Raw genomic sequence first — 20363 nt, 5'->3', positions numbered from 1 at the left:
GACGGCGCCGTCGGTGAGCGCGTCGCCGGTGACCGCGTGAGCTTCAACGCCCCGGGCCGGCTCTGGCTGCTGGTGGGGGTGGTGGCACTGATGAGCGCGTACCTCCTCATGCAGCGCCGGCGGCGGCACTACGCGGTGCGCTTCACCAACGTCGCCGTCCTCGCGGCCGTCGCCCCTCGACACCCCGGTTGGCGCCGGCACCTGCCTGCGACGGCGATGATCCTCGCCGTCGCGACCATGGTTTTCGGGTTCGCGCAACCCACGCGGCGGACGAATGTCACGCGCGACAGCGCCACCGTCATGCTGGCGATCGACGTCTCCGACTCGATGAGGGCCACCGACGTCAAGCCCGACCGCATCACGGTCGCGCGGAACGCGGCCAAGGAGTTCGTCCAGAAGCTTCCCCGCCAGTTCAAGCTCGGCCTCATCTCGTTCGCGGCGGCCGCCGAGGTGCTCGTGACACCTACCACCGACCGTGCCCCGGCGCTGCGGCAGCTCGACGACCTGAAGCTCGCGCCCAACACCGCTATCGGCGAGGCCATCTTCGCCGCGCTGGAGTCGATCAACGCGACGCATCCGCCGCCGGCGAGAGGGAAGCAACCCGCAGCCCTCATCGTGGTCATGTCCGACGGCAACACCACCATCGGCCGGTCCACCGAGGCCGCGGCCGCGGCTGCCGCTCGCGCGCGCATTCCCGTGTCGACGATCGCGTACGGCACCGACGCCGGCACCGTGATTGCTGATGGGCGGGTCCTCCGGGTGCCCGTGGATCGGCAAGCGCTGCGTGCCGCGGCCGAGACCACCGGCGGCAAGTACTTCGAGGCGGCCACGAGCTCACAGCTGAAGCAGGTGTACGACAACATCGGCACCCAGGTCGACCTGGTCCGCGAGCAGCGCGAGCTGACGCCGTGGTTCGCCGCAGTGGCACTTGCGTTCGCGTTCGTGGCCGCCGCGTTCGCGCTCGTCTGGGCGCCGCGCCTGCCCTAGGTCCCGCGACGCGGGCCCTCGGTATGCTCGCCCGGTGTCGACGCGCGACCGGCACCGGGTGACCCGCGGTACCCGGGTCGGATCGTGAAGCGCTTCTCACCCGAGCTGCGCGCCGGTGCTGTCGCGGTCGCGCCGATGTTGGTCGGCGTGATCCCGTTCGGCCTGATCGCCGGGGCCACGCCGGTCACCGACCGCTTCGGCGGGGCGGCCGCGGTCGGGTTCTCGACCATCGTGTTCGCCGGCGCGTCGCAGCTCGCGGCCCTCGACGCCCTCGCCCACGGCGGCTCCGTGGTGGTCGCGGTGCTCGCCGCCTGCACGATCAACCTGCGGATGTTGCTGTACTCGGCGTCGATCTCGCCGTACCTCACCGACGAACCGCTCCCCCGCCGGCTCGCGGTCGCCTACCTGCTGACCGACCAGGCCTACGCGGTCTCCATCACCCAGTGGTCCGCGGACGCCGACTCCCGACCGAGGCTCCCGTACTTCCTCGGCGCGGGCCTGCTCCTCTGGATCTCGTGGCAGGTGAGCACCATCGTCGGCGTGCTCGTGGGCTCCGCGGTTCCCGCGGACGTGCCGCTCGACTTCGCGGTGCCGCTCGTGTTCCTCGTCCTGCTCGTTCCCACGCTCACGTCTCGACCCGCGCTGATCGCCGGCGCGGTGGGGGGCGGCGCCGCGGTCGCTGCAGCCGAGGCCGGCGCGGGGCCGTTGTACGTCATCGTCGGCGCGCTGTCGGGCATCGCCGCCGGTGCCGTGGCGGACGTGCTCGAGGACCGGGGGCGACGCTGAGCCGTGTCTGGGCGGTGATCGTCCTCGCCGGCACGGGGACGTTCGCGATGCGAGCGTCGTTCCTCGTCGCCGCCAATCGAGTGGCGAACGTCCCCCCCGGGATCCAACGGGTCCTGCGTCAGATCCCGCCCGCGGCGCTCGCAGCACTCGTCGTCCCCGCGCTGGTCCGACCCCATGGCTCGTTCGACCTGGCGCAGGGCCGGCTGGTCGCAGGCGTGCTCGCCGCGCTGGTGGCGTGGCGCACACGCAGTGTCGCGCTGACCCTGGTGGTCGGCCTCGGCGCGCTGATCGTCATCCAGGCGCTCTGAGTCGCGCCCATCGTCGGGCGCGACTCGGAGCGGTCGGCGATCAGCCCCAGCGCTGCGGGTCGTCGGGGTTGATGCCGAGCGAGAGCTTGCCCACCAGCTCGTGGGCGAGCATCTCGTTGGCCGGGTGGATGCGCCCGAGCCGGCTGTCTCGGAACAGCTGCTCGATCCGCGTGCGCTTGAAGATCCCCGCGCCGCCTGACAGGTCGAGGGCGCGGTCGACGACCTCGAAGGCGCGGTGCACGACGGTGTACTTGGTGGCGATGATCTTCACCGGCCAGTCCATCCCGTAGTCGACCCCCGCCGCCCAGTCCGCGGCCGTGCGCTCGAGGTACGCGTCGATCAGCTCGAGGTTCATCCGCATCTCGGCCACGTAGTGCTGGACCTCGGGATGATGCGCCATCGAGCGGGTGAGGGCGATCGACGTGCGGTCGGGCATCTTGTCCACGGTCAGGTCGTACGCCCGTCGGGCGATGCCCGCGTAGACGGCGCCGAAGCCGAGGAGCGCCCACGCGAACAGGCTGAGCTGGAACGGTCCCGCACCGGCGAACCCGGCCGGGCACACGAGCGGCGTGTGCTCGTCGGCGATGAACGTGTGGTCGAGGATCGTGTCGTGGCTCTCGGTGGCCCGCATCCCCAACACGTCCCAGGTCTTCTCGATGCGGTAGCCCGGTGTGTCACGCGGGAGGAACGCGTGGACGACCTTCGGCTGCGTCGGGTCGCTCGTGTCCATGGCGTGCACACCGAGGTAGTCCCAGACCGGCGACAGGCTGCCGAAGATCTTGTGGCCGGTGATCTCCCAACCACCGTCGACCCGCTCGGCCTTGCTCGACGACAGGAAGACGGGGATGTCGTTGCCGCTCTCACCGTGGCCGGCGGCGAAGATCTTGCCCGCCGCCGCCTCACGCAGCATCCACTCGCAGCTCGTGTCGCCGAGGCGGTACAGGTCGGCGGCGATGCCGGTCCAGTAGATGTGCATGTTCACCGCGACCGCGGTGGCGGGCGCGACGGAGGCCAACCGGCGCTGCAGCTTCACCACGTCGTCGATGCCGAGCCCCAACCCACCGAGCTCGCGCGGGACCGCCACGGTGAGGTACCCGGACGCGCGCAGCTCCTCGAAGTCCTCCTGGAAGAAGCGGTTCTCGCGGTCGTACACCGGCGCGCGCTCGTCGAAGCGAGCGAGCATGTCGTCGGTGAGCACGCTGTCGATCGTTGGCGAAACTGCGGTTGCCGTCATGGCATGGCCTCCAAGGGCGGGGGTTTGTCTCATCGCACTGTAGGGATGAGCGCCGGGACCGTCTGCCGCAGATCCGTCAGTCGACCCCGGCCGGCCCGAGCGCGTCGAGGCGGCGGCCCACGGCTGCCAACCCGTGCCGCTCGGCCAGGATCCGCGCGCCGACGCCGCGCTCGCGCGCCGTGTCGATGTCGCCCCGTGCCCAACCGAGCGCGGCCAGGTCGACGAGCGAGTGTGCCTCCCAGATCACGGCCCCCAGGCGACGGTTGAAGTCGAGGGCCGTCATGAGCCGGTGCTCGGCCTCGTCGAGTCGTCCGTCGCGCCACGCCAGCAGCCCGAGGTAGCGGTCGACCGCACCGAGGTGCCCGACCAGGTGCCCGGTCATCGCCCCGCTCCCGGCCCACGGCTCGAGCAGGGTCTCGACCGCGCGGCCGGACTCCGCGTCCGCCAGGTGGAAGGCGGCTTCGGCCATGAAGCAGAGCGCGGCGGGGAAGAGGTTGTCGCGCGGGAGCGCGCGGAAGTCGTCGGCCGCCAGCTCGTGGAGCAGCCGCCCGGCGTCGTCGGCCATCCCCACCTCGACGAGGAGCATCACGAGGCCGGGGCGCCACATCGCCGTCGGCGGGTTCAGCTCGAGGATCATGCGGACGACCGGTAGGAGCTCGACCAACCGGTCCTGCTCCCGCCGGATCAGGAACAGCTGGACGCCGTGCACGCCGGACACGTCCTCGCCGAGCTGTCGCCCGAACTCGAGGTTGGCCCCGGCCTGTCGCTCGGCCTCCGCCAGGTCACCGTCGAGGAACGTCACGACCTGGATCTTGCAGAGGAGCACGAACCGCGAGAAGCGCGAGCCGAGCCGCTCGGTCGCCTCGCGGAGGCGCTCCAGCCATCGGAGCGCACCATCGCGGTCCGCGCGGCTCAGACAGGCGACGCTCGCGTACTCGGCGGCGGTGGCGATCAGGTCCGGGTCGTCGACCTGGTCGCGCAGCCGCCACACCTCCTCGGCCCGGTCGATCACGATGTCGAGGTCGGCAACCCGCATCGGCACGCGGATCTGGCCGGAGGCGGTGAGCGCGAAGGCGAGGACAGCCGGATCGCCGAGGTCGCGGGCGGCGGCGACCGCCTCCTCCGCGACGCGGACAGCTGATTCGGCACGGCCCGCGTAGTGGAGCGCACGACCGAGTGACGCGCGCACCATGATCGCTCGACGCGGCGGGAGGACATCTGCGTGGGCGTCGGCCTCGTGCAGCAGCTCCACCGCATCGTGGCCGAGCAGGCCCGGACGCCAACTCGCCTCTTCGAAGGCGATGGCGATTCGGGCGAGCGCATCCCAGTCGCGCTCCTCACGAGCCAGCTCGGCTGCCTTCCTGAAGGTGCCGAGGGCCGCCCCGTGGGCCGCGGCGAGGCGCTCGGCCTCACCCTGGGCGATCAGCAGCTCGAACCGGTCGCGCAGGGGCCGGTCACCGATCCGTTCGATCAGGTCGAGGGCGATGCGGTAGTCGTCGACCGCGCCATCGAACGCGAGGAGCTCGAGCGCCCGCCGCGCCGATCGCACCGCGTAATCGAGCGCCTTCTCCAGCGCAGGCCGCTCGTCGCCCGCGCTCGCGTAGTGACGGGCCAGCGCGGGGAGGTGCTCGTCGAGGCCGCCCACATAGCGCGTCTCGATCGACGCCGCGACCGCCGCGTGGAGATGGGCCTGCCGAGAGGCGGAGAGCTCTCCCACCAAGGCGTCGCGCACGAGCGCGTGGGTGAAGCGGAAGCGGTCCACGGAGATCTCGTGGACCAGCCCGGCCCCGACCGCCTCCTCGACACGCGTCAGGCTCTCGGTCTCGGCCAGACCGGCCGCGTCGGCCGCGACGCGCAGGCGGAACTCGAGCCCCACGAGCGACGCGACCTGGAGCAGCTCCTGCACCGGCTCGGGCAGCCGGCGCACGCGGCGCCGCACGGCCGCTCCGACATCCGCGGGCAGCTCCCCTGCCGACGCGCTGCTGAGCTCGCCACGCGCGAGGCCGGCGAGAACGGCGCCGACGAAGAGCGGGTTTCCGGCCGTCTCCTCGGCGATGCGCTCGGCCAGCCGACCCCAGCCGGCGTCACCCGGCTCCGCCGCATGCACGAGCGCGACGACATCCTCGTTGCTCAGCCCATGGAGACGGATCGCCTGGCTCCGGCGCGTCGGTTGCAACTCGTCGATCAGGTTCGTCAACGGGTCGCTGACATCGGGCCTGGTGTCGCGTGCGGTGCCGATCACCAGGAGGCGCGCGGGTTGCGCGGCGCGCAGCACATGGGCGAGCAAGGCGATGGTTGGGCGGTCGGCCCAGTGCGCGTCGTCGACGACGAACACGACCGGCCGCGTCGCCGCACTCGTGCTCAACCACGAGCGGACCGCCTCGAACAGGCGGTACTGCTCGGACTCGGTGGTCGGGGCGACAGCCGCGCTGATCCCGGGCAGACGCGCCCGGATCTCGGGCGCGAGGCGGGCCAGCGCTTCGGGATCGACGCCGAGGGCAGCCGCGAGCTGATCATCCTCGAGGTTGCCGACGTGCCACCGGAGCGCCTGGATGACGGGCTGGAACGGAGCGGACACGAGCTCGTCGCAGCGCCCGAACACCACGAGCGCGCCGGCCGCGTGGGCCTGCGCCGCCACTTCCGTCGCCAGTCGCGTCTTCCCGATGCCCGGTTCTCCCAGCACCCACAACGCGTGCGCCTGCTCGACCTCGGTGGAGAGCGCGATCGCGTTCTGCACCTCGTCGTCGCGCCCGATGAAGCGCATGCCTCCGGTGGTCGAGAGCTCGGGCGGGAGCGGGAAGCTCGACGCGCCGGCGTCGATCGCCCGCTCCCATCGAACCGAGCACGCGGGCAGGGGCTCGGGCAGGCCCTTGAGCTCGAGCATCCCGATCAGCTCGAACTCGTGCCCGCCGCGTCCGCGCGCCAGCATCCTCACCATCTCCGAGCACAGGATCTGACCCGGGTCGGCGGCGCCCTCGAGTCGAGCAGCCTCCACCACCGGCGTGCCGAAGATGTCGCCGCCCTGATGCACGACGTCGCCCGCGGCGATCCCGATGCGGACCGACATCGGTGCGGGGGCCCCCGGCGACCGCGAGTACCCGTCGAAACGCTGCTGGACGGAGACGGCGGCGTCGAGCGCCATCGTGGCGGAATGGAACGTGGCGAGGACGCCGTCGCCCGATCCCTTCACCACCGTGCCCTCGTGCTGAGCGATGCTCTCGCGCAACAGCCGGTCGTGGACCCGCTGGAGCTCGTCGGCCCGCTCCTCACCGAGGCGGCTGCGCGTGCCCGTCGAGTCGACCCAGTCGGTCACGACGATGGTGACGAGGTCGGTGTCGGCCATGGGCCCGGGTCAGCTGCGCAGGATCAGGCGAACTGCTCGGGCCGCAACTCGGAGACCTCGGTGACGACGTCGGCGGGGATCCCGGCCCGGCGCGCCGCCTCGACGATCGCCTCCGTGCTCGGCGCCTCGTAGAGGCAGTAGGTCTTCTTCTTGTCCGCGCTCAGGAACGAGAACAACCACGAGACACCGACGTCGTCGTTGATCGCCCTCACCTCGGCGGCGGAGTCGTTGGTCATGTCGAGCTGCTCGGCGAAGTTGCGCTCGATGACGAACAGCGGCATTGCTGCAGCCTACCCGGCCGCCCGGCGCGTGATCGCGTCGAGGTCACGGATGAGCACCCGCTGCCGGCCGGTGTCCAACCAGCCCAACCGGCGCAGCTCGCCGAGGGCGCGGACCACGCCGTCGCGCGAGATGCCCGACCAATCGGCGAGGTCCTGCTGCGAGATCGCGCCGCGTACGAGCACGCCGCCGTTCATGGGAACGCCGTGCGAGGCGGCCAGCTCCGCGAGGCGACGACACACCCGACCGACCACGTCGGCGGTGCCCAGCTCGAGCTGACGGCCCGCCGCCTCTCGAAGCCGGGCGACCTCGGTGACCAGGAGCTGGTGCGCGAGGCCGCCCCGCTCGCGGAGGAGCGCGTTGAACACGTCGGCGGGCACCACGAGCGCCTCGACCTCGCCGAGCGCCACCGCGCTCGCCGACCGGGTCTGACCGTCGATCGCACCCAGCTCGCCGACGACCTCGCCGGCGCCGCGCAGCTCGAGCACTGCCTCCCGCCCGCTGGTGGCCGTCTTCGTGAGCTTCACGGTGCCCGTGAGGATGGCGAGCACCGCCCGGGACGCGTCGCCCTCACGCAGGACCAGCTCGCCCGACCGGTAGCGGCGGACCCGGCTGGCGGCGCGCAGGGCCTCGAGGTCGGCCACCCCGAGCCCACCGAGGAAGGACGCGGCGGGGAACGCCGTCGGGCTCACGTGCGACACCGTAGGCGAGCTTCATGACGCGGCCCCGGCTGGGGCACGCGAGGCACGAGTGCGCCCGATCCGAGTCCCGCGAAAGGTGTAGATCGGCCTAAACCCCCTCAAGCCCCAAGAACGGAAGGTCGACACTCTCCGTGTTCAAACATGTCCATCCGTTGTCTCCTGCGCACGGCGGCATCGACAGGAGTGGTCCTCATGCGAACCCTGGCACTCGAGTTGCGTTCGAAGGCGCTCACGCGGCGTGGTCGATGGCTCATCCTCCTGGTGGCGGTGGCGGTCGCCTTCGCCGGGCAGCTCATGCCCGAGATCACCAAGGCGGCGACGGTCGTCGACGTACCCGAGTCGGCGGTGGTGGCGAGGTGCGACCCGGCGGCCAAGGTGGACCAGACGCCGGCCTTCCTCGCCTGGCTGAAGACGCACAACGCCCCGGGCACCACCATCCGCTTCAAGGCGGGTGGGTGCTACTGGATGAACAACATCATCGACATCCACGACCAGCACGACCTGACCTTCGACGGCAACGGGGCGGTCTTCAAGACGTACTCGGCCGGCTTCGACATGCTGCCGTCCGACCAGCGCTTCAACATCGTGTGGCCGCGGCTGCGGTCGATGTGGCGGCTCGAGGGTGGCTACGACCTCGTGCTCAAGAACATGACCATCGTCGGTTCGAACGGTGGTCCCAACCCCGGAATCGACCCGCGCACGGGCAAGCTGTTCCGGTGGGACTACTACTGCCCTGACGTCGACCAGCCCGACACGTTCTGCCTCGAGGGCCAGGCCGGCATCACCCTGTTCGGCGTCAACGCCGACAACCTCGGTGTCTGGGGCGCGAAGGTCGAAAACGTGACGGTGAAGTACGTCTTCGGCGACGGCATCAACCTCCACGGCTGGGGAGACCACAAGCCCAACCGCAAGATCGAGGTGCGTGACTCGCTGTTCCAGCGGGCCGGTCGCATCGGCGCGGTGGCACAGGTGGTCAACGGCGCCCTCTTCCAGAACAACATCTTCCTCACGCCGCGGCGGAGCATGACGGTCATCGAGCCGTGGGCCCCCAACATGGGCTCGTACAACGTGACCTTCGACCACAACCAGTTCATCGACGAGGACGACCCCACCGACGCCAAGACCGGGCACGCGTACATGTTCGCCGACGGTGGCAACACCGACGCCCACGTCGAGAACATCACGTATTCGAACAACACGCTGATCAACCAGCAGGTGACGACCTACATCAACCTGGGCCCCGACCTGACGCGCCGGCACACGACCCGCAAGAACATCAAGATCATCAACAACAAGAGCAACATCACCGTCGGCTCGCCGTTCGCCGACCAGGCGCCGATTCGGGCGGCAGGCATCGTCGGGTTCGAGGTGCGGGGCAACACGCAGCCGATCCAACCCAACCAGCGGAACTTCGGCGTGTCGGTGTACGGCGCGGGCGACGGGCCGAGCAGCGGCATCGTGGTCAAGGACAACACCTTCGCCAATGCCCTCGGCGCGCTCTACACCGACCCGGCGATCCCCGATGCGACGGTCTGCAACAACCTCGTCGGGCTCGACTCCTCGCTGGACCGAGCGTGCGTGGCGCCTCTGGCGAAGATCGACAACACGCCGCCCACGATCCTGGTTCCCGCCGCCGGCAGCACGGTCTCGGGGAACACCATCCTGTCGGCACGCGCGGCTGCCTCGTCGCGTCGCGTGGAGTACCTGATCAGTGGTTGGCCCGTCTTCTACCTCGCCCACCTGGGTGACGCGACGCAGAGCCCGTACGGCTGGGTGTACAGCTGGGCCTCGCAGAGGTTCCCGGACGGCACGTACTACCTGAAGGCCCGCGCCTTCGACCGCCTCGGCAACCACGTCGACGGCCCGCAGATAACGGTCACGGTGCGGAACGCCACGGGCGTCTAGCGCGCGAGGCCTCGGGGTCGCGGTCCCGCGACACCACCGCCTCGGCCTCGATCTCCACCCGCCAGCGCGCATCGAGCAGCGCGGCCACGACCACCATGGTGGCGACGGGCCGGACCCCGCCGAACACCTGCGCGTGGGCGCGGCCCACGGCGTCCCCGTCGCCTGCATCGACGAGGAACATGCGGGTGCGGACGACGTCGTACAGGGACGCGCCCGCCTCGGCGAGTGCGGTGTCGATGATCTGCAGGCACCGCTCGGCCTGCTTTCCCGCGTCGGGGTCACACGAGCCGTCGGGCCACACGGGCGCGGTGCCCGCGACGAGCACGCGATCGCCGACGCGCACCGCCCGGCTGAACCCGATCACTCGCTCGAAGGGCGAGCCCGACGACACGTTGCGTCGCCCGCGCCTTCCCTCGTCGCTCCGATCGTCGCTCACGTCCTCACCTCGACCCACGCGTCTGAGGTGGTGCCCGGCTCGTAGGTGCTGTCGAGCCGCTTGGCGACGATGCCGCGGAGGCCCTGGGCGCGCGCCGCGTCCAACAGCGCCTCGCCGGCGCCCGCATGGGCCGCGGGTGTCTGCCACGCGGGGCCCGCGAGCGCCAGCGTCTCGAGCGCGTCACGTCGCTCGCGATACGGCCGAGCGGTCAGGGGATGGCCGTCGAGATGGAGCACGTCGACGAGCATGAGCACCACCGGAGGCCGGCCCGCGCCCTCCATGCGTCGGGCGACGAGGTCGCGCCGGGGCCGGCCATCCTCGCCCAGCGCGACGATCACGCCGTCGAGCAGCGCGGGGCGGGCACCGAGGGCACGACCGAGGGGACGTACCTCGGGGAACCGGTCGGTGACATCGCCCGGATCACCGCCGTCGGCGGTCAGACGGGGACGCCCGCCGTCGACCGCCGCCAGCACGCGTGCGCCCGGCCACGCGATCTCGAAGCTCCAGCCGGCGACGTCGTCCGGCAGCTCGCCGCGGCGTGCGTGCATCGGCGTCCATCCGGCGGGCAGCGGCTCGAAGCCGGGGTCCTGCGGGGGGTCCATGCGGTGGATCATCCACTGCCGCTCGCCCGTACGGAACAGGACGTGGCGGCCCTGCACGCGTTCACCGTGGAGCGTCACCATCACCTCGCGGTCGCTCCACTTGATGGTGTCGTAGGTGCCCCGGTCCCAGAGGTGCACCTCTCCGGCCCCGTAGTTGCCGCGAGGGATCTCGCCCTCGAAGTCGATGTAGGAGAGCGGGTGGTCCTCGGTGGGGACCGCGAGGTGGTTGACGCCGGGGTCCGGCGGCACGCCTTTGGGGAGCGCCCACGAGACGAGCACGCCGTCGCGCTCGAGGCGGAAGTCCCAGTGCAGCGCGCGCGCGTGGTGCTCCTGCACCACGAAGCGCGCCTGCTCGCCGGGATGCGTGGCGTCGGTATCGCCCGCGGGCTCGGGCGTCACGCCGAAGTCGCGCTTTGCCCGGTAGCGATCGAGGGGGGCGCTCACCGCGCCAGCATCGCTCGCAGGGCTTCGTCGACGCGAGGGAAGCCGAAGCGGAAGCCCGACGCCTCCAGCGCCCGGGGAAGCACGCGCTGGCCCGCCAGCAGCATCTCGTCCGCCATCTGGCGGCCGAACACCGCCTCGAGCGCGAACCGCGGAACCGTCGCGACCGTGGGCCGGCGGAGGACGGCGCCCAGCGCCGCGGTGTACTCCGCGTTGGTGACCGGGTTGGGGGCGGTCGCGTTGACCGGCCCGCGCAGCGTCTCGCGCCGGATGAGATGCAGGATCGCGGCGATCTCGTCGTCGAGCGCGATCCAGCTGAGCCACTGCTTGCCCGAACCCAGCTTGCCGCCGGCGCCGAGCTTGAACGGGAGCAGCTGCTTCTTGAGCGCGCCGCCCTTGCGACTGAGGACCACGCCCGACCGCAGCCGCACGACCCGGATGCCGGCGTCGCTCGCCGCCTCGGTCGCCGCCTCCCAGTCCTTCACCACCGACGCGAGGAAGCCGCGGCCCGGTCCGCTCGCCTCGCTGAGCTCCTCGTCGCCGCGGTCGCCATACCAGCCGATCGCGGATCCCGACACGAGCACACGCGGCGGGCGCTCGAGCTTGGCGAGCGTCTCGCAGAGCAGCGCGGTGCCACGCGTGCGGCTGTCGCGGACCTCACGTTTGTACGCGTCGCTCCATCGATGGTCGCCGAGGCCCGCGCCTGCGAGGTGCACGGCCGCGTCGTGCCCTTCGAGGGCAGCGGCGTCGATGGTGGACGCGTTGATGTCCCACGCGGCGTCGCCCGGCCCGGCCAGCGAGCGCACCACACGGGTGACCGTGTCGCCCGCCCGTTGGAGCGTGGTGGCCAGCTCGGACCCGATGAGCCCGTGCGACCCCGTCACGATCACCTTGAGCCCTTCGCTCATCCCGCAATTCTACGGACGCCGTCGCGCCGTCCCCCAAACCGCGACGCCGACCACCAGCTCGAGCAGGACGACGGTTACCGCCGCGTGCACGGTCGTGCGCAGGCCGGCGACGCGCGCACTGACCAGCACGAGCAGCGCGTGCGCGGCAACGACCACCGGAGCCGCGACGCCGGAGGTCCGCCGGCTCACCGGCCCCACCACGAACAGCCCGAGGCACCCGACCGCCCCCACGATCGACGACGGCCGGCCCACGCCGCCGACCGCGGCCGTCCACGCGAGCACCGCCACCGACGCCGCCGACCCGGCCGGTCCGAGCGTCCCTCGTCGCAGCGGCCAGCCGAGCAGCGCGACGGGCGCCGCCACGCCGATCAGCACGAGCGCCTGCTCGGTGTCGGGCACGGTGGCGTAGACCCCGCCGACCGAGACCGCGAAGAGGAGGGGACCGAGGCCCCGGCGGGCGGTGCGGCGGTCGAGGTCCGCGACCAGCGCGCTGCCGGCGACGATCGTCGCGAACACCAGGACGCGCACCCACGATCGCCCGGGGATCGCGCCGTGGGCGGCCACCAGCCAGGCTCCGGGGACGACCGCGGCGAGCCGGAACGCGAGGGGGAGCCGGGCGGCGACCCCGGCGGCGACCGCGACCAGCGCGGCGCCGCCCACGAGCCCACCCGGCGCCCCGTGCGTGCGGTCGAGTCCCACGAGCGCGGCGCCGGCGAACAGCAGGCCCGCGCTCCCCCACCTCAGGGCGGGACGGGCGAGCACGCGGGGGGCCGCCGACACGAGCACGCCGATCGCGAGCGCGATGCTGCCGGCGGCGAGGCCGTTGAGGAACTCGGTGCGGTCGAGCGGGATGGTGACGGCCGGTATCACCCGGCGATCGCCTCTCGCACCTCCTCGGCATGCTCGTGGACCCCGGCGAGGATGGCGACGACGTCGTCGACGGCGTCGAGGGCGAGGCCGGGGAAGATCGGCAGGCTGACGACGTGCCCGGCGAGGTCGTCGGTGACCGGCAAGGGGCCTGCCATCACCGCGCGGTACGCGTCCTGGCGGTGCACCGGCGGCGAGAAGTAGCAGCGGGTGTCGACCCCCCGCGACCGGAGCGCTGCGACGACGCCATCGCGCGAAAGGCCGAACACCGCCTCGTCGACGCGGACGGTGAAGTCCTTGTAGGTGGACTCGTCGGCGGGCTCGACAACCTGCACGTCGACGCCGGGAACCATCTGCAGCCCGTCGACGTAGCGCGCCGCAACCGATCGCCGGCGGGCGAGGTTGTCGTCGAGCTGGGCGAGCGACTCGAGCGCGGTCGCCGCGTGCAGCTCCGAGAGGCGGGCGTTCAAGCCGACGAACTTCGTGTTGTAGTCGCCCGGGTTCCCGTAGTCGCGTCCGATGCGGACGGCCGCGGCGACGTCGGACCGGTTGGTGGCGACCAGGCCGCCCTCACCCGCGATCACCAACTTGGTCGGCGTCATGCTGAACACCTCCGCGTCGCCGAGGCCACCGACGGGATGACCGCGGCGCCGCGCGCCGTGGGCGTGGGCGGCGTCGAACACCACCGGGATGCCATGGACGCGGCCCAGCTCCTCCAGCTGCTCGGCCGCGCACGGCGCGCCGAACACGTGCGTCGCCAGCAGCGCGGCGGCGCCGTCGAGCCGCGCCGCGGCATCGGCGGGATCGAGCTGGAACGACGTCGCATCGCATTCGGCGAACACCGGGCGCAGGCCGTTCCACGCCGCCGCGTGGGCGGTGGCCGAGAACGTGAAGCTCGGCATCACCACCGTGCCCTCGAGCTCGAGGGCGCGCAGCACGAGCATGAGCCCCGCCGTGCACGTCGACACCGCCACCACGTGCTCGACCCCCAGCTGGGCGGCCACCTGCTCCTCGAGCTCGCGTCCCAGCGGCCCCTCGGTGAGCACCCCGCGCTCGTAGCTCGGGGCCAGCCGCGCCATCACCCGCTCGAGCGGCGGTGTCGCGGGCCGCACGAACGGCAGCCCGCCCGGGAACGACGGCAGCGCATCGAGGGCGCGGCTCATCGAGCGCTCCGCGGGAAGGTGGACGAGAGGAAGCCGCCGGCCCCCGCGCCCGCGAGGAGCGCGAGCGCAGTCGCGATCACGATCGCGACGGACGCCGCCGGCTCGGTGTGAGTGGCCAGCAGACCGAGCGCGACGAGCGCCGCCTGGACGCCGGCGCACACGAGGCTCGTCGCTCCCGTCGACAGGCCCCGCTGGGCCAGCTGGTCGTAGAGGTGGCCGCGGTCGCCCGCGAAGAGCGGAGCGCGCGCGCGGGCACGGCGCACCACCGCGAACGCCACCTCCGCGACCGGGAAGGCGACGAACAGCACGGCACCGAGCGACAGCGCCAAGTCGCGCTCGGGGCGCCACGCCCCCACCAGCAGGACCGCGAGCGCGGTGCCCAACACATAGGAGCCGCCGTCGCCGAGGTAGATGCGCGCGGGTGGGCGGTTGTAGACGAGGAAGCCCGCCAGCGCGCCGGCGAGCGCGAGCGCGACCGTGCGGTCGTCGCCGTCGAGCGCGATGGCGAAGCCGACCGCGGAGACGAGGCTCACCCCGGCCGCCAGCGCATCGAGGCCGTCGATGAGGTTCACCGCGTTGATGAGCACGACGACGACGACGGCGGTGGCGAGCGCAGCCCACGGCTGGGCCACCCCCGTGGGGACGAGCGCGCCGGCAACGAGCCCGACGACCACCTCGCCCGCCAGCCGCACGCGCGGCGGAAGCGCGCGCGCGTCGTCGAGCGTGCCCAGGACGAGCGCGAGCGCGAGCGGCACCGACCAGGCCGGGCGCCCGACGGCGAGGCCCACCGCGGCCGCGGCGAGAACTGCGAGCCCGCCGAGGTAGGGCACCGGCTTCGTCTGGACCTTCAGCGGTCCGGGGTGATCGAGCAGGCCGGCGCGGCGCGCCAGCTCCGACGCCGCGGGCGTGGCCACGAGCGCCAGCGCGACCGCGGCGATCACGACCACGTCAGCACCTCGGAGGATGTGCCGCGGTGGACCTGCACCGTCGCCGCGGTTCGGAAGCCGCACGCGCGGTAGAGGCCCAGGGCGGCCTCGTTGTCGGCGCCCGCGACGACGCGCGCAGCCGTGACCCCGCGCCGGGCGAACTCCGCCGTGACCGCGTCGACGAGCGCCCGCCCGAGGCCGCGACCCCGCGCCTCGCGCCCGACGGCGATGGCGATGAGCTCGGCAGGCGGCAGGTCGGCGCCTTCGCGCGCCGGGTAGCGCAGCGTCTCCACCACCCGCCGCCACGAGCCCGCGATCCGAGGCCCGGCTGCGACCAAAGCGGCCGCGCCGTCGTGCAGGAGGAAGGAGCGGTAGAGCCCACGGAGGCTCTCGGTGCCGGCCGCGAAGCCGAGCACTCCCCCACCATCGTCGGCGACGAACGCGAACGACGTGGGCGAGCGCACCACCCGCCGGTAGAGGTGGTCGAGGAAGCGGGGCCCCAGCGTCGGGAGGAAGCCCTCGTCGATCTCGGTGACGTGCAGCCGCGCCATCGCGGGCGCGTCAGATGCATCGGCGACGCGGATCGTCATGCGACCAGGGCCCGTCGCGCGAGCAGGCTCTCGTACACCGCGAGGGTCGTGCCGATCACGTGCTGCTGGTCGAACTCGCGCCGCGCCTTCGCGCGGGCGGCCTCGCCGAGGCTCCGGCGGAGCTCGGCGTCGGTCGCCAGCTCGGCGATGGCGCCGGCGAGCGCGTCAATGTCGCCCACGGGGACGAGGCGCCCGGTGCGCCCGTCGTCGACCACCTGCCGGCAGCCGCGGATGCGTGTGGCCACGACGGGGACGCCCATGGCGGCGGCCTCCATGGCCGAACGGGGAAAGCCTTCGCGGTGCGACGCGAGCACGTAGATGTCCATCGCGGTGTAGAGCGCCTCGACATCGTGGCGCAGTCCGAGGAACGTGACGCCGTCGCGCCGTGCCCGCTCGACGTCGGCGTCACCGATGGCGTCGGGCTTGTCGGCGTCGCGGGGCCCGATCACCACGATCCGCAGGTGGGGCGCGGTGCCGCGCAGGCGGGCGGCGGCGGCGAAGACCTCGCGGTAACCCTTCTCCCACACCAACCGGCCCACCAGCCCGCACACCACGTCGTCGGGCCCCGCCCCCATCTCCGCCCGCAGCGCCGCCGTGCGCTCACGCGCGACGCTCGACGGGTCGAAGCGCGCGAGATCGATGCCGTTTCCCAACAGGTGGAGCTTCGAACGTGGGATGCCCAGGCGGGCCAGCACCTCGACGTCCTCCGGGTTCTGCACGAGCTCGGCGTGCGAGCAGCTCGCGGCCAGACGCTCGAGCGTGTAGACAACTGCTCGCCGGGCCCACCTGTCGTCGGGCGTCGCGTAGAGACCGTGCACGGTGTTGACGATCACCGGCACGCGCGCGGCACGCGCCGCGAGGCGCCCGTACACGCCCGGCTTGGGGTTGTGCGTGTGGACGATGTCGGGGCGCAGGGCGCGGAACAACCCGCGCAGCTCGCCCAGCGCGCGGGCGTCGTGCGTCAGCGCGACCGCGCGTGTGGCGTGCCGCAGCGGGACGTGCCGGATGCCGTCGGCCTCGAGCTGCCCCACCCACTCGCCCGGCGCCGACATGCCGATCACGTCGTAGCCCGCAGCCGCGAAGGCCCGCAGCTGGGGCCCGAGGAGCAGCGCCAGGCTCATGTCGGTGGTGGTGACGTGGACGAGACGGGCCACGGCTCAGGTGGTGACGCCTGCGTAGCGCCGGCGGTTGGCGAGGGTGCGCAGCCGGTCCTCGAGACCCATGCCTCCGTCGAGCTTGCGCCGGAACCAGCTCATGCCGTCGGCGCGCTGGATCGGCGAGCGGGCCAGGCGGTAGGGGTCGGTGCGGCCATAGGGGTTGGGACGGGTGCCCGCGAGCGCGGCGGACCGGAAGCGGGCGCGCACCGCCGCGTCGGCGGCGGCCGAGCCGGCCACGGCCTTGGGATACGCGAAGTGGGCGGGGACGGTGTTCAGCCGTTGTTCGATCAGCTGTCGCGACCGGTCGAGCTCGTGCTCCGCCTCCTGGGCCGGGACGCGGTCGAGCAGGGCGTGGTTGTGGGTGTGCGATCCCACGACGACGAGGCCGGTCGACTGCGCGTCACGCAACGCCCCCCACGACGCCGGCGCGCCGTCACCCGGGAACGGGCGGCCCTCCTCGACGAAGGCGGTGGCGACGTAGAGCGTGACCGGCAGGCCGTGGCGCTCGAGGCGGGGCAGGGCGAGGTCGACGAAATCGGCCGTGCCGTCGTCGAACGTGATCGCGATGGGGTCGGTGGGTTCGGTCGGCTCGGGCGACGCGATGGCGTCGAGGCACACGTCGAGTGGCGCGACCCGACCGGTCGCAGCCAGCGCGTCGAGCTGCGCGTCGAAGAGGTCGATGGGAAGGTCGACCTCGGACGCGGTGCGACGCCCCACCCGGTGATAGAGGAGCACGACGAGACCGCGGCGGGGCGGGCGCACGACGTCGGCCGCCGCCGCCGCGCCCTTGACCACGCGCTGCAGCGTCGAACGCGCCATGCGCTTTTCTAACACCCCGTCCGCGGACGGTGACCCGCTCAGGCGGGGTCAGTCGTCTGGTCCGCCGGGGGTGGGTCGCGGTAACGCTCCGCCTCCTCCTCCAGCGCGCGCTTGCGGCTCAGGCCCTTGCGGCGAATGACCTCGCCCATCCCCACCGCGGTGCCCCCGAGGACCGCGAGGTGGCCGAGCTCGGCGCCGGTGAGGGCCAGGTTGCTGCCGGGCGGCTCCTCCTGGACACCCTTCACTTCCAGCTCGGGTGCGACGACGGGCGGCGTGAGCTGATTGGGGAGCACGGTGGGAGTGGTGCTCGAGGGTGGCGGGCTGCCCGCGGCCGCCTGGGCGCCGACGCTGCGGATCCGGGGTGTCGACCACACGAGTGCGCCGGCGGCGACACCGGTCTGGCCGGCGCGGCGGATGAAGGTGCGCCGATCGAGGTCGGCGGCGCGACACCCGTGCTGCATGCCGGCTGACCGGCTCGGCCGGTCGGGCTCGCCCCCTCCCATCTGGCACCCCTCCCCCAGGCTTCACCACGTATCGTGGCGACTGTGACAGATCGCGGCCTCGCTGTCTGTAGCGCGGCCGGACTATCTGTGACTCGCCTTCCCCTCAAGCTACAGCCCCCTGACCTGGGCTGTCACCCTGTCTGCAACCGAAGCAGGAGGTCGTCCCACCGCGCCGCGATCGCGGCCATCTCGAACCGGGCGAGACACCGCTCGCGCCCCGCGACCCCCATTTCGTGGCCGTTGGCCAAGGCCCGGCGCAGTGCGCCCACGAGGGCGGTCGCGTCCCCGGGCGCGACCAGCAGGCCCGTCTCGCCAGGCACCACGACCTCGCGCACCCCGCCGACGTCGGTGGCGACGACCGGCAGCCCGCTGAGACCCGCCTCGATGAGGACGGCGGGGATGCCCTCGGTGCGGCTCGGCAGCACGAGGACGTCGGCGGCGGCCAGCGTCAGCGCGGGGTCGGCGACCGGTCCGAGGAAGTCGACCCGGCCGGGCGCGAGCCCCCGGGCCGCGGCGGCGACCGCGGCCCGCTCCGGCCCGTCGCCCGCGATGGCCAGCCGCACGCCTGGCAGGGCGGCCACCGCGACGACGGCCGCGCCGACGTCCTTCTCACCGCTCAGGGCGCCGATGTAGGCCACGACCCGGTCGTCGTCGTCGTAGCCCAGTCGCCGCCGCGCCACACCTCGCCGGTGCTCGTCGACGAGCGGGAATTGTGCCGCCGGGACACCGGTGGGGATCACGCAGATGCGCGAGGCAGGGATCCCGTGCCGCTCCGTGATGGCGTCGGCCGAAGCCGCGTCGAGCACGACGACGGCCTGGGCGCGCCGGAGGAAGAGGCTCACGCGGAAGCGGCGGGCCGACCCGCCCGCCCAGTAACGCGGGTCACCGATGTTGCGATAGACGAGCGGCTGGCCGCGACCAGCGGCGAGCGTGCACGCGGGCAGTGCCCGCGAACCGTGCGCGACGACGACCGCCGCGTCGCGGCTCGCCCGCCGGAGCGACAGCAGGGTGCGCACCGCGAGCGTGCTCGGCCCGAGGGTCGGCACCGGGAGCGCATCCTCGCCGTTGTCGCCTGCCAGCGCGACGGTGCGTACCGAGCGACCGCGCGCCTCAAGCGCGGTGCCGAGGCCGACGGCGAAGGTCTCGGCCCCACGACGATCGGTGCTCGTGATGACCGACAGCACGTCGTCGCGCCGCCCGCTCACCACCTCGTCCGCATCGCTCGCATCCGACCCAGCCAGCGCCGTGACGTCCGGGCCGCCGGGCGCGCATGCGGATCGGCCCGGGCAGGGTCGGCAGGCGCCGCGGCGGGCGGCGACGGGTCACGGAACGGTGGCTCGCGCCGGGCCCGGGTTGCGAGGAAGTGCGCGAGCCGGCGGTCGAGGATGAAGCGGCCCTCCTCGATGCCGCGCCGGCGGGCCCGGTCGTCGGGCACCTGGGCGTCGTACCACTCGCGTAGGCCGCCGCGGGCGTGCAGGTCGTGGAGGCTCCGCCACGCATCGCCGACGGTGGCGGGCAGCTCCCGGTTGCGCGCGTATGCCGCGCCACCCTTCACCATCTTGTTCTCCAGCTGTGACCACGAGCGCAGCGGCGCATGGAAGATCACGATCGGGTGCAACCCCGGCGCCGGCGTCAGCGCCGAGACGCGCAGCTCGTGGTTCCCCTGCTCCACCACCACGTCGGGCTCGCCTCGATGGCACACCTTGGGCGGCAGCGGCGCGCCCAGGCTGTTGCGCGACGTCGTCTCGCGCAGCGCCATGCGCTCGTACCACGGCTGCGCGTCGCCCGACGGCGGGTCGCGGGTCGAGCGGCGGCACCAGGTTCACGCGCGGGGCCGTCACGATTCCGTAGCGGGCAGGGACGGCCTCGAGGACCGACCGCAGGTCGCCGCTCTTGGGCCACCAGAGCTCGTCGGCGTCGGAGTTGATCACCCAATCGGCTCCGTGCTCGATCGCAGCCCGCCGGGCCATGCGGGTCACCCAACGCCACTGGTCGTAGGTGTCGTCGGGCTCGTCGATCACCTCGACGTAGCCCAGCCGTTGAAAGCGATCGAGGACGTCGCGCGTGCCGTCGACCGATTTGTTGTCGGTCGCCACGACGAAGTCGACTCCCTGGTTGAGGTGGTACACGAGGTGGTCCTCGACGATGTCCTCCTCGTCGCGCACGAGCAGCGTCATCACGAGCTTCACGCGAGCGGCTCGCCGTCGAGGCGGAAGAACGCCAGCGGCACCTCCAGCACGCGCGGGTGGTTCACGCCGTGCCCCCAGTAGCCGTCCTCACCGAAGCACTCGCCGTGATCGGCGCACAGGATCACGATCGTGTCGCCGGGCAGGTCGGAGAACAGACGGGGCAGGCGGCTGTCGAGGAACGCCGCCGCCTCCATCTGGTGACGGTAGGCCTCGTTGTCG

20 protein-coding genes and 1 pseudogene (1 of these 21 running past the window's edge) are annotated in these 20363 nt (G+C 72.8%); 4 read left to right on the top strand and 17 right to left on the bottom strand.

Going from position 1 to position 20363, the window contains the following annotated elements; genetic code table 11:
* Nucleotides 1-36 precede the first annotated feature (36 nt).
* From E6G06_07745 to E6G06_07735, 3 genes are all read left to right on the top strand, one after another.
* Nucleotides 37-987, top strand: coding sequence for a VWA domain-containing protein (locus E6G06_07745; protein TML92021.1), 951 nt, complete (start codon nt 37-39; stop codon nt 985-987).
* A gap of 135 nt (nt 988-1122) precedes the next feature.
* Nucleotides 1123-1773 (top strand): AzlC family ABC transporter permease, encoded by a 651-nt coding sequence (locus E6G06_07740; GenBank protein TML92095.1) that lies wholly within the window; start codon nt 1123-1125, stop codon nt 1771-1773.
* A 47-nt stretch (nt 1774-1820) separates the two neighbouring features.
* Nucleotides 1821-2081: an AzlD domain-containing protein gene (locus tag E6G06_07735; protein ID TML92094.1), complete on the top strand. Its 261-nt coding sequence runs from the start codon at nt 1821-1823 to the stop codon at nt 2079-2081.
* A gap of 40 nt (nt 2082-2121) precedes the next feature.
* On the opposite strand, the gene E6G06_07730 is transcribed toward E6G06_07735, so the two are convergent.
* The 4 genes from E6G06_07730 to E6G06_07715 form a co-directional block, all read right to left on the bottom strand.
* Entirely contained in the window at nt 2122-3315 is a 1194-nt protein-coding gene (locus E6G06_07730) for an acyl-CoA dehydrogenase (GenBank protein TML92020.1), read from the bottom strand.
* A 76-nt stretch (nt 3316-3391) separates the two neighbouring features.
* Nucleotides 3392-6658, bottom strand: a complete 3267-nt coding sequence (locus tag E6G06_07725; GenBank protein TML92019.1) for a hypothetical protein — start codon at nt 6656-6658, stop codon at nt 3392-3394.
* Nucleotides 6659-6681: 23 nt separating this feature from the next.
* Nucleotides 6682-6939, bottom strand: a complete 258-nt coding sequence (locus tag E6G06_07720; protein TML92018.1) for a DUF4242 domain-containing protein — start codon at nt 6937-6939, stop codon at nt 6682-6684.
* A gap of 9 nt (nt 6940-6948) precedes the next feature.
* Complete coding sequence (locus tag E6G06_07715) at nt 6949-7638, bottom strand: Crp/Fnr family transcriptional regulator (GenBank protein ID TML92017.1); 690 nt, start codon at nt 7636-7638, stop codon at nt 6949-6951.
* Between the two features lie 192 nt (nt 7639-7830).
* Here E6G06_07715 and E6G06_07710 point away from each other — a divergent pair, with 192 nt between their 5' ends.
* Entirely contained in the window at nt 7831-9543 is a 1713-nt protein-coding gene (locus E6G06_07710) for a hypothetical protein (GenBank protein ID TML92016.1), read from the top strand.
* Here E6G06_07710 and E6G06_07705 read toward each other — a convergent pair.
* From E6G06_07705 to E6G06_07645, 13 genes and pseudogenes are all read right to left on the bottom strand, one after another.
* A complete protein-coding gene (locus E6G06_07705) occupies nt 9515-9979 on the bottom strand; it encodes a RidA family protein (GenBank protein TML92015.1) in 465 nt (154 codons plus the stop codon). The genes E6G06_07710 and E6G06_07705 overlap by 29 nt on opposite strands.
* The gene (locus E6G06_07700; protein ID TML92014.1) at nt 9976-11025 is read right to left on the bottom strand and encodes an ATP-dependent DNA ligase; all 1050 of its coding nucleotides are present in this window, start codon (nt 11023-11025) and stop codon (nt 9976-9978) included. The genes E6G06_07705 and E6G06_07700 overlap by 4 nt, the downstream gene beginning before the upstream one ends.
* On the bottom strand, nt 11022-11930 hold the full coding sequence (locus E6G06_07695; protein TML92013.1) for a TIGR01777 family protein: 909 nt from the start codon (nt 11928-11930) through the stop codon (nt 11022-11024). Before E6G06_07695 ends, E6G06_07700 begins: the two co-directional genes overlap by 4 nt.
* A gap of 9 nt (nt 11931-11939) precedes the next feature.
* Nucleotides 11940-12800, bottom strand: coding sequence for a hypothetical protein (locus E6G06_07690; protein TML92012.1), 861 nt, complete (start codon nt 12798-12800; stop codon nt 11940-11942).
* Nucleotides 12797-13960, bottom strand: a complete 1164-nt coding sequence (locus tag E6G06_07685; GenBank protein ID TML92011.1) for a DegT/DnrJ/EryC1/StrS family aminotransferase — start codon at nt 13958-13960, stop codon at nt 12797-12799. The genes E6G06_07690 and E6G06_07685 overlap by 4 nt, the downstream gene beginning before the upstream one ends.
* Nucleotides 13957-14970: an undecaprenyl/decaprenyl-phosphate alpha-N-acetylglucosaminyl 1-phosphate transferase gene (locus E6G06_07680; protein ID TML92010.1), complete on the bottom strand. Its 1014-nt coding sequence runs from the start codon at nt 14968-14970 to the stop codon at nt 13957-13959. Before E6G06_07680 ends, E6G06_07685 begins: the two co-directional genes overlap by 4 nt.
* Nucleotides 14898-15476, bottom strand: coding sequence for a GNAT family N-acetyltransferase (locus tag E6G06_07675; protein TML92009.1), 579 nt, complete (start codon nt 15474-15476; stop codon nt 14898-14900). The genes E6G06_07680 and E6G06_07675 overlap by 73 nt, the downstream gene beginning before the upstream one ends.
* The gene (locus tag E6G06_07670) at nt 15473-16597 is read right to left on the bottom strand and encodes a glycosyltransferase family 4 protein (protein TML92093.1); all 1125 of its coding nucleotides are present in this window, start codon (nt 16595-16597) and stop codon (nt 15473-15475) included. Before E6G06_07670 ends, E6G06_07675 begins: the two co-directional genes overlap by 4 nt.
* Before the next feature lie 36 nt (nt 16598-16633).
* Nucleotides 16634-17452, bottom strand: a complete 819-nt coding sequence (locus tag E6G06_07665) for a polysaccharide deacetylase family protein (protein ID TML92008.1) — start codon at nt 17450-17452, stop codon at nt 16634-16636.
* Nucleotides 17453-17490: 38 nt separating this feature from the next.
* Nucleotides 17491-17955, bottom strand: a complete 465-nt coding sequence (locus E6G06_07660; protein ID TML92007.1) for a hypothetical protein — start codon at nt 17953-17955, stop codon at nt 17491-17493.
* 131 nt (nt 17956-18086) lie between these two features.
* On the bottom strand, nt 18087-19160 hold the full coding sequence (locus tag E6G06_07655) for a glycosyltransferase family 4 protein (protein TML92006.1): 1074 nt from the start codon (nt 19158-19160) through the stop codon (nt 18087-18089).
* Between the two features lie 117 nt (nt 19161-19277).
* Nucleotides 19278-20144, bottom strand: a complete 867-nt coding sequence (locus E6G06_07650; GenBank protein TML92005.1) for a hypothetical protein — start codon at nt 20142-20144, stop codon at nt 19278-19280.
* Nucleotides 20141-20363, bottom strand: a pseudogene (locus E6G06_07645) (hypothetical protein) (it continues 563 nt past the right edge of the window). Before E6G06_07645 ends, E6G06_07650 begins: the two are co-directional and overlap by 4 nt.

It is taken from the genome of Actinomycetota bacterium, assembly GCA_005888325.1.
GTDB lineage: Bacteria > Actinomycetota > Acidimicrobiia > Acidimicrobiales > AC-14 > AC-14.
The sequence above is the reverse complement of the archived record's forward strand: the minus strand, read 5'-3'. Positions and strand labels throughout refer to the sequence as shown.

Bases quoted from the DNA above. Each gene is read 5' to 3' on its own strand.
- E6G06_07685 (TML92011.1), bottom strand. From the start codon at position 13,960: ATGAGCCGCGCCCTCGATGCGCTGCCGTCGTTCCCGGGCGGGCTGCCG.
- E6G06_07695 (TML92013.1), bottom strand. From the start codon at position 11,930: ATGAGCGAAGGGCTCAAGGTGATCGTGACGGGGTCGCACGGGCTCATC.
- E6G06_07730 (TML92020.1), bottom strand. From the start codon at position 3,315: ATGACGGCAACCGCAGTTTCGCCAACGATCGACAGCGTGCTCACCGAC.
- E6G06_07735 (TML92094.1), top strand. From the start codon at position 1,821: ATGCGAGCGTCGTTCCTCGTCGCCGCCAATCGAGTGGCGAACGTCCCC.
- E6G06_07710 (TML92016.1), top strand. From the start codon at position 7,831: ATGCGAACCCTGGCACTCGAGTTGCGTTCGAAGGCGCTCACGCGGCGT.
- E6G06_07665 (TML92008.1), bottom strand. From the start codon at position 17,452: ATGGCGCGTTCGACGCTGCAGCGCGTGGTCAAGGGCGCGGCGGCGGCG.
- E6G06_07725 (TML92019.1), bottom strand. From the start codon at position 6,658: ATGGCCGACACCGACCTCGTCACCATCGTCGTGACCGACTGGGTCGAC.
- E6G06_07720 (TML92018.1), bottom strand. From the start codon at position 6,939: ATGCCGCTGTTCGTCATCGAGCGCAACTTCGCCGAGCAGCTCGACATG.
- E6G06_07740 (TML92095.1), top strand. From the start codon at position 1,123: ATGTTGGTCGGCGTGATCCCGTTCGGCCTGATCGCCGGGGCCACGCCG.
- E6G06_07670 (TML92093.1), bottom strand. From the start codon at position 16,597: ATGAGCCTGGCGCTGCTCCTCGGGCCCCAGCTGCGGGCCTTCGCGGCT.
- E6G06_07675 (TML92009.1), bottom strand. From the start codon at position 15,476: ATGACGATCCGCGTCGCCGATGCATCTGACGCGCCCGCGATGGCGCGG.
- E6G06_07660 (TML92007.1), bottom strand. From the start codon at position 17,955: ATGGGAGGGGGCGAGCCCGACCGGCCGAGCCGGTCAGCCGGCATGCAG.